13 protein-coding genes and 1 pseudogene are annotated in these 12165 nt (G+C 64.1%); 6 read left to right on the forward strand and 8 right to left on the reverse strand.

Annotated elements, in window-relative coordinates; all coding sequences use genetic code 11:
- Positions 1-433: 433 nt before the first annotated feature.
- Positions 434-982, reverse strand: a complete 549-nt coding sequence (locus GNX96_RS30315; RefSeq protein WP_279581896.1) for a TetR/AcrR family transcriptional regulator — start codon at positions 980-982, stop codon at positions 434-436.
- A gap of 121 nt (positions 983-1103) precedes the next feature.
- On the opposite strand from GNX96_RS30315, the gene GNX96_RS56450 reads away from it, so the two are divergent.
- Both GNX96_RS56450 and GNX96_RS56455 read left to right on the forward strand, forming a co-directional pair.
- Positions 1104-1838, forward strand: a complete 735-nt coding sequence (locus tag GNX96_RS56450; protein ID WP_279581897.1) for an MFS transporter — start codon at positions 1104-1106, stop codon at positions 1836-1838.
- 96 nt (positions 1839-1934) lie between these two features.
- Positions 1935-2705: an MFS transporter gene (locus tag GNX96_RS56455; RefSeq protein ID WP_279581898.1), complete on the forward strand. Its 771-nt coding sequence runs from the start codon at positions 1935-1937 to the stop codon at positions 2703-2705.
- A gap of 392 nt (positions 2706-3097) precedes the next feature.
- On the opposite strand, the gene GNX96_RS30325 is transcribed toward GNX96_RS56455, so the two are convergent.
- The 3 genes from GNX96_RS30325 to GNX96_RS30335 form a co-directional block, all read right to left on the reverse strand.
- Complete coding sequence (locus GNX96_RS30325) at positions 3098-3553, reverse strand: hypothetical protein (RefSeq protein WP_163571401.1); 456 nt, start codon at positions 3551-3553, stop codon at positions 3098-3100.
- Positions 3554-3997: 444 nt separating this feature from the next.
- Positions 3998-4657: an HNH endonuclease gene (locus GNX96_RS30330; RefSeq protein ID WP_279581950.1), complete on the reverse strand. Its 660-nt coding sequence runs from the start codon at positions 4655-4657 to the stop codon at positions 3998-4000.
- 11 nt (positions 4658-4668) lie between these two features.
- Positions 4669-4818, reverse strand: a complete 150-nt coding sequence (locus GNX96_RS30335) for a hypothetical protein (RefSeq protein ID WP_163571403.1) — start codon at positions 4816-4818, stop codon at positions 4669-4671.
- Positions 4819-4853: 35 nt separating this feature from the next.
- On the opposite strand from GNX96_RS30335, the gene GNX96_RS30340 reads away from it, so the two are divergent.
- A complete protein-coding gene (locus GNX96_RS30340; protein ID WP_163571405.1) occupies positions 4854-5357 on the forward strand; it encodes a hypothetical protein in 504 nt (167 codons plus the stop codon).
- A 198-nt stretch (positions 5358-5555) separates the two neighbouring features.
- On the opposite strand, the gene GNX96_RS30345 is transcribed toward GNX96_RS30340, so the two are convergent.
- Positions 5556-5765, reverse strand: a complete 210-nt coding sequence (locus tag GNX96_RS30345) for a DDE-type integrase/transposase/recombinase (RefSeq protein ID WP_163571407.1) — start codon at positions 5763-5765, stop codon at positions 5556-5558.
- A gap of 240 nt (positions 5766-6005) precedes the next feature.
- On the opposite strand from GNX96_RS30345, the gene GNX96_RS30350 reads away from it, so the two are divergent.
- The gene (locus GNX96_RS30350; RefSeq protein ID WP_279581899.1) at positions 6006-7502 is read left to right on the forward strand and encodes a S28 family serine protease; all 1497 of its coding nucleotides are present in this window, start codon (positions 6006-6008) and stop codon (positions 7500-7502) included.
- Here the strand turns inward: GNX96_RS30350 and GNX96_RS30355 are convergent.
- The 3 genes from GNX96_RS30355 to GNX96_RS30365 all read right to left on the reverse strand — a co-directional run bounded on the left by GNX96_RS30355 (position 7416) and on the right by GNX96_RS30365 (position 11014).
- On the reverse strand, positions 7416-9314 hold the full coding sequence (locus GNX96_RS30355; RefSeq protein ID WP_163571411.1) for a M15 family metallopeptidase: 1899 nt from the start codon (positions 9312-9314) through the stop codon (positions 7416-7418). The genes GNX96_RS30350 and GNX96_RS30355 overlap by 87 nt on opposite strands.
- A gap of 5 nt (positions 9315-9319) precedes the next feature.
- Complete coding sequence (locus GNX96_RS30360; RefSeq protein ID WP_163571413.1) at positions 9320-9973, reverse strand: hypothetical protein; 654 nt, start codon at positions 9971-9973, stop codon at positions 9320-9322.
- A 315-nt stretch (positions 9974-10288) separates the two neighbouring features.
- Entirely contained in the window at positions 10289-11014 is a 726-nt protein-coding gene (locus GNX96_RS30365) for a TetR/AcrR family transcriptional regulator (RefSeq protein ID WP_279581900.1), read from the reverse strand.
- Here GNX96_RS30365 and GNX96_RS56460 point away from each other — a divergent pair.
- Positions 10940-11221: pseudogene (locus GNX96_RS56460) on the forward strand (FAD-dependent monooxygenase); the annotation flags it as partial. The gene GNX96_RS30365 and the pseudogene GNX96_RS56460 overlap by 75 nt on opposite strands.
- 55 nt (positions 11222-11276) lie before the next feature.
- On the forward strand, positions 11277-12161 hold the full coding sequence (locus GNX96_RS30370; RefSeq protein ID WP_279581953.1) for a Rossmann-fold NAD(P)-binding domain-containing protein: 885 nt from the start codon (positions 11277-11279) through the stop codon (positions 12159-12161).
- Positions 12162-12165: the final 4 nt, after the last annotated feature.

Raw genomic sequence — 12165 nt, forward strand, 5'->3', positions numbered from 1 at the left:
GAATCCTCATCGGTGACCGTGATCAAGAACGCCAGTCGTACGGAAAGAACGCGCGGATGTCGTCCACCGACGTCGGGCCTCAGGCTCGCGCAAAATGCCCGCGTCGGTCGAATTCGAGGACACACCTAACGATGCGGGGTTCGCGCTATCGCTGGATTCGCGGCTGATCCCGGATCGGTAGTGGAAAGAACCGCGACGCGGGGGTGGGTACGCCGGACTGCTCGGTCTAGGTCTGTTGGGCCGCCGGTCCTCGTAGTAAAGGAGTAAAGCTGGGCCGAGGTCGTTCCGGTCCGGGCCCGGTCAGCCGAGTAGAGTGTGACATTGGTCAGGATCTCATCAAGCGACACCGCATCCTCCGGTAGTTCGCGCGCGGGACCGGTCCATTCCTTGAATTTCTCCACGATCCAGGTGAGCTGGCCGACTGGCGAATCATTCAATGCAAGACCGAGTGTGTGCGGCTGGGCGCCCTGGATGTCGGCATATCCGGTGCCATCCGCGCCAGGTCTGACCATCTGACCCCGCCACCCTGCGTTTGTTTGGCCTGCGGCCACGCCGCGTACGCCAGGCCGGTCAGGACGAGGCAGGCGCGATGTTCGGCGGCCTGGGTCGCCTGGTTGGTGGGGGCCTGGTAGCCAGGAATGGGATCGCCGTAGATGAGCCGGAACTCGTCGGGGCTGCCGACCGCCCACCGCCGATACGCCTCGCCAACGGCCACTATCCGACCGGCCAGGTCCCGCTCAGGTCGCGAGTCCCGCGCATCTTCCAGTCGCTGGGCGACGGCCGTATACACCTCGGCGATGAGCGCGGCGACCAGGTCGTCGCGGGTGTCGAAATAGCTGTAAAGAGCACCCGCGGTCATTCCCATCTCACGGGCGATCGCCCGCAGTGAGATGGCTGCCGGACCGCCAGCGGCCATTTCTTTCATGGCGATCGCCTTGATGTCCCGCACCGCCTCAGCGCGCAGTCGCTCTCGCCGGCTCACCTTCACGTCTTCCACCCTTGACACTCTACAACCCTCAGCTACTATTCAGCATGCAAACATTGAACGCCGTGTGGTGATTGCATGCCGTTCACCATCGCCTCCTCGAAAAGAGCCCAATCTCGTGGCACCCTCACAGCGGACCGGGCCGCGGCTCGCCCTGTTGGCATTCGCCCAGTTCCTGATCGCCCTCGACTACAACATCGTTTACGTGGCACTGCCGGATATCGGCCGTGCTCTCACCTTCACGCCCCAGACGTTGCAGTGGGTGGTCACCGCGTACGCGGTGGGCTTCGGCGGCTTCCTGCTCCTTGGCGGCCGCGCCGTCGACCGGCTCGGCGCCCGCCGGCTGTTCGTCGCGGGACTGCTGCTTTTCGGCGCCGCGTCCCTGGTAGGCGGCTTCGCCAGCGGAACCGCAACGCTGGTCGCCGCCCGTGCGGTGCAGGGCGTCGGCGCGGCACTGCTCAGTCCGGCCACCCTCTCGCTGATCAACACCAGCTTCGCCGAAGGCGCCGCGCGCAACCGCGCGCTGGCGATCTGGGGCGCCTGCGGCAGCGCGGGCCTGGCGGCCGGCGCGGTCCTCGGGGGCGTGCTGACGAACGTATGGGGCTGGCGATCGGTGCTGTTCGTGATGGCCCCGATCGCCTTGGCGGCCGCGCTCCTAGCGCCGCTCGTCCTGGCCGTCGACTCCCGCCGACAGGCCGGCGGTTTTGACGTACTGGGCGCGCTGCTGGCTACAACTGGTTCATCCCTTCTGGTTTTTGGCCTGGTCAGTGGACCGGAAGCTGGCTGGGCGTCGGTCCGTGGCGCCGGCGCGATGGTGTCCGGTGTCACCTTGCTCGCGGCGTTCCTGCTGTAGAACGGCGCGTACGGGACCCCCTTGCACCGCTGGCGCTGCTGCGCAACCGCAGCCTGCTGACCGCCATGCTCGTCATCCTGATCTTCCAGAGTTCGCTTGGGCGCGTACTACCTCTTCACCAGCTATCTGCAGGACGTGCTCGGATACGGCGCATTGGCCGCAGGACTCGCATTCCTGCCACTCACGTTGGTCTCCATGACTGCCTCGCTACGACTCACCGCACCGCTGATCCGCCGGTGGGGTCTACCGATGACCCTGTTAGCCGGCATGGTGACCAATGGCATCGGACTGATCCTGCTGGCGGCCGGCATGTCGGTACACGGATCGTTCTGGGCAGTGGTGCCCGGCCTGGTCGTCTGGGGAATCGGTGCCGGCACCACCTTCCCGGCCATGTTCGCCGCCGCCGCCTCCGGGGTCAGCGCCGCTGAACAGGGAGTTGCCTCCGCGCTCGCTGCCACCTCCCAGCAGATCGGCGGAGCGGTCGGCCTCGCCGGACTCGTCGCTGTCGCGAACTTCGCATTGACTGCGGGCAAACCAGCCACATCTGCACTTGTCGCCGGCCAGCACCTGGCGCTGCTCACGGCAGGCGTGGCGACGGTGCTCGCGGGGCTACTCGCCCTCGTGATGAAAGGACGCACGCCGACGCCCTCACGCCGTCTCCACCAACAGAACGTGACCAGCACACCAGAAAACCGCGAAACCCGCGCCTCACGCGGACTGGACCTCTCGTTCGGAAAGCTGAGCCCGCGCTGGATACCCGTCACGCTGCCGCGGTCCGCTCACAACCGCCACTTCGGCTATGCGCGGGGAATATCCAGGCTTGCCAACAATTTCCCTCCGATCAGCCTAACCCGAAAGTCGAGGTAATGCACGACACAGGTTTTCGCGACAGTGTTGGGAAAAATCGAGCGGACCGCGTCGGGGGAAACCGGCCAAAGAAGTCGCAGCACGCGATGAGGATGTCCTTCGCGGCGCGGTTGTTGGCATACCGCGCCCGTACGCGCTAGTGGCGGCCGGGTGTGCCGGGACGGGAAACGCAGGGCAGCTGGCCAAGGGCTTCGCGGGAGTCAGCGAGACTTCTTCTGCCAGTGACTGCAAAGACGTTCACCGACACGGACGTTCGCGGCGGGTGCGCGGGTGTTTGTCAACAGTTAGTCAACCCACCGGTGCCGATCCGTGCGATCGACACCGGCGGCGAATTGCACGTGATCTCCTGGTGCGCTGCGATTCCGGTCAGGCCCGCTAGGTCCGCCGAACGGTCAGGGGACCTTTACGCAGTTGTCGTCGAGTGTGGTGTAATTGCCAGGGCTATTGAACTGGTAGAGAGTTACGCACCAGAAGGAACCAGTGGGGGCATTTTTAGGCGGAATGAACTCGACGAGTTCCCCTTGGTTGGCCGAGTACTGTTTTTCTCCTCTGGGTGGTTCGTTCTCATTGTATCCGCCCGGTCCCCTGAAGTTGAAATGCCCCTTGAAGCTGAGTTCCGTGATGGCGCCGATCGCATTCGCTTTACCAACGGCATTGTCATCGAGTGTCAGACCGACGATAGAAGCTTTGCCTTGATGGTTGACGACGCGATTCGGTGCGACCTGTGCGCTGACATGTGAGATTTGAGCTGCGTCGGCGGATGTTGGTATCGTAAAGGTCAGCATGCTACACGCCGCGAGCAACGCGAGCGCAGTAACGGCTTTTCTGATGAACAAACGAATCTCCATGTGAGTTTGAGGTTGACATTGAGTTTGGAGTCGATAGCGCGGGCCTATACGGACCCACTGATTGAACTAGATACCGGTTCCACGCCGCTGTTATGCCGTTGTTATTCCGTTGTCATGGCCTTGCCAGGTCGCCATCGCAGCTGGGTACGCCGTGTTCCGCTGGTTCCTCACCGTCAACCTGAACGGCGACAGGGCGAACAAATCCGGATCAATCGTCCCAGGCCTTCGCGGCAACGTTCTTTGTCGCCGCGTCCCGCCCAAAGGAAATGCCACGAATCTACGATTGCGCGCGCGCTGGCCGCGACAGTCACCGCTGTCAAGCCGAATGCTGATCTATGGCACGCCAGTCGGGTTACTAGTAGAAAATTATTCGCTTGAGCCCTCGGGGGCGAGTAGCGTTGTGGGCCGCCGGGCGTGGTGGTGCCCGGCGGCCGGGTGGTCTGTTTATGCGGCGAGTTGGTTGATGCCGCGGATGGGTCTTCGTTCGGGGTCTCGGTACGCGGGTGGGATGAATTCGACGATTCCGTCGGTGATGCGTACTTCCCAGTCGCTGTGGTGGATCAGGCGATGGCAGGAATCACAGAGGAGCACGCAGTTTTCCAGGCAGGTATCGCCGCCATCGGCCCAGTGCGTGACGTGGTGGCCGCGGCACCAGCGGGGTGGTCGACCGCACCTGGCGCAGCCTTTGTCTCGCGCTATGAGTGCTTTTCGTAGGTGCGCGGGGATGAGTCGTTCGGTGCGGGCGACGTTGAGCGGTACGCTGTTGCGGCCCAGGAGCATCGGGGTGATGTCCGCGTCGCGGGCGAGCCGACGACCGGATTCTGGAGAGATAGCGATGCCGGTGTGTGCGTACGCGACACCGAGACGTTCCCGGAGCAATTCCCAGTCCAGGGTAATAGTGAGGTGAGGGCGTTCCTGCCCTTGGATGGGGAGTTTCCCGGAGTCCGCGACAAGATTGAGCGCGTCGGCGAGCGCGTCACCGTTGCGTTGGGAAACTGACCGTTCATCTCGGCGGCCGTCTTGGGTGGGGTGGGGTTTGGCCCAGTGGGCTGAGGATTTCGGTGAGCAGGGTGCCCGTTTCGCCGTCGAAGGAGCCCCGGAAATTCAGTCGCCCATCACGCCCGGTGTGTAGGGACAGTTCGCGGCGCGGTTTTTTTTTCGTTTTCCTGTTCGGACGGTGTTGGGCCGTCGGGGTCGAGGTGGTCGTGGATGCGTTGGCCGAGTTCGACGAGGCGGCGGGTGGGGTGGCTCTTCGCGTGTTCCACCAGGGAAGCTTCGGCGTTTTCGCGTTCGTTCTTCGATGTTCACCCTGGCGGGGAGCCTGTTCACGATCCCCAGGATCGTGTCGATTTGGGAATCCGCGAGTTCCTCTGCGCATAGCGTCACTGACAAGACCAAGTTTGGGTGCGAGGGTTTCACCGGTGAGGGCTTGGCTGGTGCACAGGTTCAATGCCCGTTTCAGGCGACGACCAGCTTCGGTCGGGGACAACAGCAGATTGTCTTGCAGCAGTCTCATGGTGTTGTCATGTCCGAGTGCTTTGCCGACCCGGTTCCGATGAATTGCCGCGACAATGTCCAACGCCCGCGCCTGTCGCCGTCGAATGTCCTGCTCGGCTGCACGCAGCAAATCGGCCAACTGCCTGGGTTTACACATCCAGAGCTCTGGATCTGTGACGTCATCGCCGGCGGCCATGACACCATTCTACCGCTATCACCGTCAAAAAGATCGAGTTCGTACGATCGGAACGTCGTCATTTTCTCAATCACATCAGTAAAACTCGGAGCGCGCGCGTTCAAGCCCTAAGCAAGTTGGTGAGAATGGCGCCGGAACCCGGCTATGAGAGTCACGACAGAGATCCAAACCAGCGTTTCCCGCTCCGGTAGAGACCGCCACAACGCCGCATCTGTGAGTGTGGGACAAAACTCACATCCGTCACACCCCTCGCCAATGACTGGGTATCGAAGGAAACTCCCTTGCCCACTCCACGGCGTTTGTTGTCCACTACGACACGCCCGGCTTAGTAGTAGATGTGGTTCTCGATCGCCAGCCGACCACCTTGCGGGAGTAGCCGTCGATCACCGAGGCGATGTAGGCCCGTCCGTTCCACGTCTTGACGTAGGTGATGTCCCCGTACCACACCATGTTCGGTGCCGCCGGGCTGAACTGGCGCCCAACCAGGTCAAGCAGGGTGCTCGGCTCGGCTGCCGACACGGTTGTCCGCCGATACGGCCGACAGCCCGGCATCATGGGGACATATTCCCGCGCTGATTGACAATGTGAACCGCCCTTTGGGACGTCCTTTAGTGCTAGATCCTCCCGTCGGTGAGGCGCGTCGGAAATCTGTGTGTTCCCGTGTACGGACGGATCTCGCGCGAAGGATCTACGCGAGCCGCGCAAGTTGCCGCTATGCCGCATCAAAGTGACCGAAGATCGGTCTCTGGAGGAGATCACGTGCAAATCAACGGACGTAGATTGGTGAGTGGCGTGGTCATATCGCTACTCGCGATTTTGTGTCTGGCGGGTGGTACCACGGCCGCGGCCAGCGCCCCGCCAGCCGGCCACCTCGACGGGCCGCCCGGTGATATCACCGCCGAGCTGAGCGCTATCCCGGGCTTGACCGTCGTGAGTGACCAGGTCTTGCCGACTCAACCCAACTATCGCTACTACGACCTGGAATTCAGGCAGGCAATCGATCACCACCACCCCGAAAAGGGGACGTTCGAGCAACGGCTGTGGTTGCTGCACAAGTCCGTCGACCGTCCGATGGTGCTGTTCACCACCGGCTACAACCTGTACAAGGCGCCAGCTGCCCTGTCCGAGCCGACCACGATCCTGGACGCCGACCAGCTCTCCGTCGAGCAGCGGTACTTCTCTCCCTCGCGCCCGGTGCCGACCGACTGGTCGAAACTCACCATCTGGCAGGCGGCAACCGATCACCACACAATCGTGAGCGCCTTCAAGCGGATCTATCACGGTAAGTGGATCGAGACCGGCGGAAGCAAGGGCGGCATGACGGCCGTTTACCATCGCCGGTTCTATCCGTACGACGTCGACGCGACAGTTGCCTATGTGGCGCCGGACAATACCGACGTCAACGACAACAGCGCCTATGACGAGTTCTTCGCCACGGTGGGAACTCCGCAGTGCCGCGCGGCGCTCAACGGGCTCCAGCAGGAAGCGTTGGATCGCCGCGCCGACATGGAGAAACTCATGGCGGCGGCCGCCACGGCCAGGAATTTGCACTACACCGTATTCGGCTCCATGGACCGCGCTTATGAGCGCAACATCCTGCATTTCCGCTGGGCGTTCTGGCAATCCCACACGGTGAACGACTGCGCCGGCATACCCGATCGGACTGCGTCGACCGAGGCTGTTTACGCCTACATCGATTCGGTCGAGGACTTCAGCTCGAACAGCGACGAGAGCACCGACACCAATGAGTTCGTCCCCTATCACTATCAGGCGAGTACCCAACTGGGCGGGCCGTACCCGTCGTTCAGCTACCTCACGGGCCTGCGGTACCCGGGCGTCTACGGTCAGCCTGAGTTCGTTCCGCGCGACATACCCGTGCCGGCGTTCGACCCGACCGTCATGCCAGACATCGACCGCTGGGTTCGTACCAGCAGCTGTCACCTGATGTTCCTGTACGCCGCGAACGATCCGTGGGGGGGCGCGAAACCGTTCCGCCTCGGGCCGGGCAGCCGCGACTCGTACTGGTACGACGTCGCGGGTCAAGACCACATCGCCGCCCTGATATCCGTACTACCCGCACCCCCAACACGACCAGGCGGTAGCCACGCTGCGGCGCTGGGGCCGGCCTCACACAGGCCGACCAGACGACGGCCACCGCCGCACCGGCGCTCAGGTCTTGAGGTCCGTCTCGGCCGTCCGGTCCTCGAAATGCATGAAGTCCTTCTCGTTGTCATGCGGGTAGTCGACCATCCATGACCAGCCGCCTTCGGTCAGCGCCTTCACGACGGCCGGGTGCAGGCTGATCATCCCGGTCAGCTCGCCCTTGCTGCGCAGTGTTGGATCCGTGGTCTTCGCGTTGTCGAAGTCCCCGCGGAGCATGCCCTTCGCCTCGCCGTTGCTGTCGTTCTTGTTCGTGATCACAAAGCCGCCGACCCAGGCGCGTACCTCGTACCACACGTCGGCGATGTCGGTCAGCGTTGCCGAGACATCGGCCTTCCTCCCTGCTCTCGCCCTGGCGGCCAGGGCTTTCAGCTCGGTGGCGGAAAGGGCCATGACGGTGCTCGCGGTCGGGGCGACAGTCGCCGCTGCTGGGTCGGCCTGCGTCGCGAGTTTGGCCAGGTAGTCCGGAAAGAACGTGGTGAAGCGGTGCGAGGCCGCCAGCAGCCGGTCACGGTCGCGCTCCGTCCACACGTCGAAGTTCCTGAACGCCGACAGGTTGCCCACACCCGGTACCACGATCTGGGCCAGCGCCGTCGCGATGGTATCGAGGAGCGACGGCTGGGAGACGACGGTGTTGAACAGCTTCATCGCCTTGGCGTGGTGCTTGTCGTCCTTTTTGACATGCCAGTTCTGCATGCTGTCCTCACGGGGGTTGATGTCGATGGCGACCCCCGTTGAATGGTTGCTGTACGTGCCGCGGGACTGCGTACGTTTGACCTGGCCGGTGATCGAGACGATGGACCCGGTCGCCGCCGCCTGCTCGGCCGGGCTGGCGTTGCCGGTGAACCAGGCGTTGGCGGCGGCGACTCGCGGGCTTGTCAGAGCGTTCAGCCCGCCGCCCACCGACCGGCCGAAAAGCGTCGCCGCCTTGACATTGTTTCCCTTCGCCACGTCGATCCCGGCGACTTTCCAGGTCCGTTCGGTGAACCGGACGTTGCTCCTGTTGTACGGAAGTGTCACCTCCGCTTCGGTGGTTTTACCTGCCTCGACCGCGACTTTCCTGCTGTGCGGCAGGTAGTAGTCGTCCGGCGCGGCGGCCTTCGGCGCGACCGTGTACGTGTGCGATGCGGGTGTCGGTGGCACGTCGAAGGTGGCCGTGGTGTCGGCCGTCTCGACGGTATGGCCTTTCTCAACGATGTCCGCGGTGAGGTCTTCCGGATGCCGGTCCAGTACGGGCTGCAGCTGCGCGGCGTTCTTCAGCTCGCCCTTCCAGGTCAGCTTTACGGTCGCGGCCGTCTTCGCGGGAGTTGGGCCGCCGGGTGTCTTTCGCTGAATCTGGCGGGCCACCGCCGGCGCGACGAAGTCTTTCCGGCTGTGCAGCGCGTCCTGCATCGGGCCCGATGACACGCCGGGCGTCGCGTTGCCGCCGATAATCTGGTCATGGGTAGTTTTCACCTGGGTGATGACAAACTTCGCGTTCACTGCCGCACGGAAGTCGGCTGGGATCTCCTTGGTGACGACGGCGTTGAGCCGCGCCTGCAGGTCCCTGTAGGTGTTCGCGTACCCAGATTCCCAGTAGCCGCGCACCCCAGGTAGTGCATAAACGGCTGTGTCCTTCTCCTGGGCGGTTTTGGTGGAATCCCGAAGTACGCGGCCGAGCGAGTGGCAGTTCGCCTCGACCCAGCTGATCACCTGGTCGCGCTGCGGGGAGTCGGTCTTCGTCGGGTCCTTCTCGTTGGCCTTGCCATAGAGCGCGTCGAAGAGGATCAGTCCGCCGATCCTGTCCGTATGTCCAGCCTCGAGTGTCTTGGCCACGGTCGATCCACCCGCGCTGTGTGCGGACAGGACGATGGAAGTCTGTTTCGGCGCGCCTTTGAGCAGCTTCTCCTGGACAAGACGATCAAGCACCTCGTCTACCGTGGCGTTGCGTCGAAGTTCTTTCCGAAGCCCGGCTTTTGTGGCGGCTCGCCCTTCTTTTGACTCTTTCCCGTGCCCTGCGGCAGCACTGCGATGAGTTGCCGGTCCGCAACCTTGCTCTCGTCCTCGACCGCCTCAACCTGTTGGCCGATGCGGTCCCGCTCGACGTCGCGCACCTTGTGGGCGAGCGGGTTGACGAAGCCCTTCTTCTCCTTCGCGACTTTCCGCGCCTCAGCTGACTCCTCGGTCTTCGGGTCGGCGTTGTTCTCCCGATAGCCCGCGAACGGATCGGCGCTTCGGTCGGTCAACCCGTGCAGATGAACAAGAACCAGAACCTCCTTCGACACGTCCAGATCAGGGCGCAGCCAGACGATGGCCTCGCCCGCGGCCTCCTCGTCGGTCTTCTCCTTGTTCGGCGACGGATCCTGGTTCTGCTTGGCCAGCCCGGCAAGCGGGATGCGGACCATGGAGTGCTTCGAGTCGATGGTCCGGGCAGTCTTGTTCCAGCCGGTTGCCTTTGGCCAGCCAACATCGCGCTGCAGAGGCACGCTTTCAGCCAGCTTGGGCTCGGCTGGCGGTCGTTGCGCAAGCGGCGCATCGGTACGCCCGCGCATTCGGCCGATCAATGCCGCGGTGGCTGTATTGCCCACGGACCTCTGCAGGGCAAGTACTCGTCGGTGGTCGCTCACACCGTCCGAACTCGCGGACCTCGTACGGTCATCCTGCCCACTCGTCCGCTCATCGTCATTCTTACCTGTATGCCGCTGCATAAGGCCGCCCTCCCCGTTAGCTCTCACTCCAGGGGCGTGCCGTGGCTGTGCCACATGCTCTTATGGGCAACCGTGATCGCAAAACCCGCGGGGATCTGGTCGAGGTAACGCCGCGGGTAGTAAGGGCCGCGGCGGAGTTATCGCCAGGGGCGGAGTGCGACTTCGGTCGCCTGCCACAGTTTTTGGCGCAACAGGTCAGGTTTCTCGAGTGCGCGCGGGATCGTCGAGGAGCACCTGGAGTGCGCCGGTGACCGCGCCGATGAAGGCGCCCACCCACCAGCGCGCGCCGGCGCTGACGCTATCCAAGTCGTCGGGAAATGCCTGGCATAAGTGGATGGCGATCTCGCGCTGCGCGTCGAGTTGCAGCTGAAGCCCGCGTCCCCGCACCTCGGGCACGCTCATGATCAGACGTAGTCGCAAGGCAGCGACTCGATCGACCAGGTCGTCCGGCTCGCCGTCAGGCGCGCCGACCTCGTGCAGCGCACGCAGCAACAGATCGGCAGGGCGGTCGTCGGGCGTACGCGCCTCGATGGCCGCGAGGGCGGCCCGCACCCGGTCGTCGCCATCGGGGAACAGCAGTTCCTCCTTGCTGGCGAAGTAGCTGAAGAACGTACGAGTGCCGATCTCGGCGGCCGCGGCGATGTCCGCGATGGTCGCGCCGTGATAGCCGTGGCGCTCGAAAAGGTCGACGGCGGCGTCGAGGATCGCCCTGCGGGTGCGGTCCCGCTTGCGGTCGCGCAAAGTACGGCCGCTGCCGGTCGAGGAGGACATGCCGCACAGCGTACCGCAACGAGTGCATATCAGCATCAATTGCAATTTTGCATTGAGTGCGGTTATGATGACGACATGAGACAACGCACCGTACTGATTTCCGGTGCCGGCGTGGCCGGCTCGACGCTGGCGTTTTGGCTGGTACGCCACGGATTCCGACCAACCGTCGTGGAGCGGGCGCAGGGGCAGCGCTCCAGCGGCAATCCGGTCGACGTACGCGGAACCGCCGTTCCGGTGGTGGAGCGGATGGGCGTGATGCCGCACTTGCGGGCCGCTGCGACGCGGGTGCCGGGCTTGACGTTCGTCACCGCCACCGGCCGCCGGATCGGTCCGCTGGGACTCGGCCGGCCCAGTGGCGACGCGCTTGAGGTGCCGCGCGCCGACCTCGCGAGGATCTTGTACGAGGCAGTCCGTGACGACGCCGAGTTTCTGTTCGACGACACCATTACTGCTGCGCCAGGACACCGATGGCGTGGACGTGACCTTCGAGCGGGCCGCAGCGCGCCGGTTCGACCTCGTCATCGGCGCCGACGGGCTGCATTCGGGGGTGCGCGGCCTGGTGTTCGGCCCGGAAGCCGACTGCGTACGCCACCTGGGCCTCTACATCGCCACCATGCCGCTGCACCGCACCGCAGCCGACCCCAGCGCGGTCGTCATGCACAACATTCCGGGCCGATCGGTGGCTGTGCACCCGCTGCACGGCGAGGCCGGGGCGGCGTTCATGTTCCGCGGGCCGGCCATCCCCGGTTTCGACCACCGGGACGCCGAACGGCACAAAAAGATCGTCATCGCCGCTTATCGGGACGGCGACTGGGATTTGCCGGACCTGCCTGACTTGCCAGGCCGCGTCCGCGCGGCGACCGACTTCTATTTCGACGCGATCAGCCAGGTCCGGCTGCCCACCTGGTCGCGAGGCCGGGTGAGCCTCGTCGGTGACTCGGCAACCAGCTGTCCCTGTTCGGTGACGGGTCCAGCCTGGCTATCACCGGCGCCCACGCTCTCGCCGACGCCCTCGCGGCCACCCCTGACGACCACGAGATTGCCTTGCGTGCGTACGAAAAAAACACCACCGACCGCTGGTCACCGCACGCCAGCGCGGCTTCCAGCTCGCCGGCGCGTTGCTCGTGCCATCGACGAACTTCGGCATCACAGCCCGAAACCTGGCCATTGGACTGCTCCCACGCGTGCCGCGGCGAAAAGTCGCATCTCGTACGGGCAGCTGAAAAATCCCAGAGCTGTATCTGACCCGGGAATGAAGGTTATTCGCCGTTGGCCGGGTTGGCGGGAATCGCCCTGAAGGT

Origin of the sequence: Fodinicola feengrottensis (assembly GCF_010993775.1) — a bacterium.
GTDB classification, from domain to species: domain Bacteria; phylum Actinomycetota; class Actinomycetes; order Mycobacteriales; family HKI-0501; genus Fodinicola; species Fodinicola feengrottensis.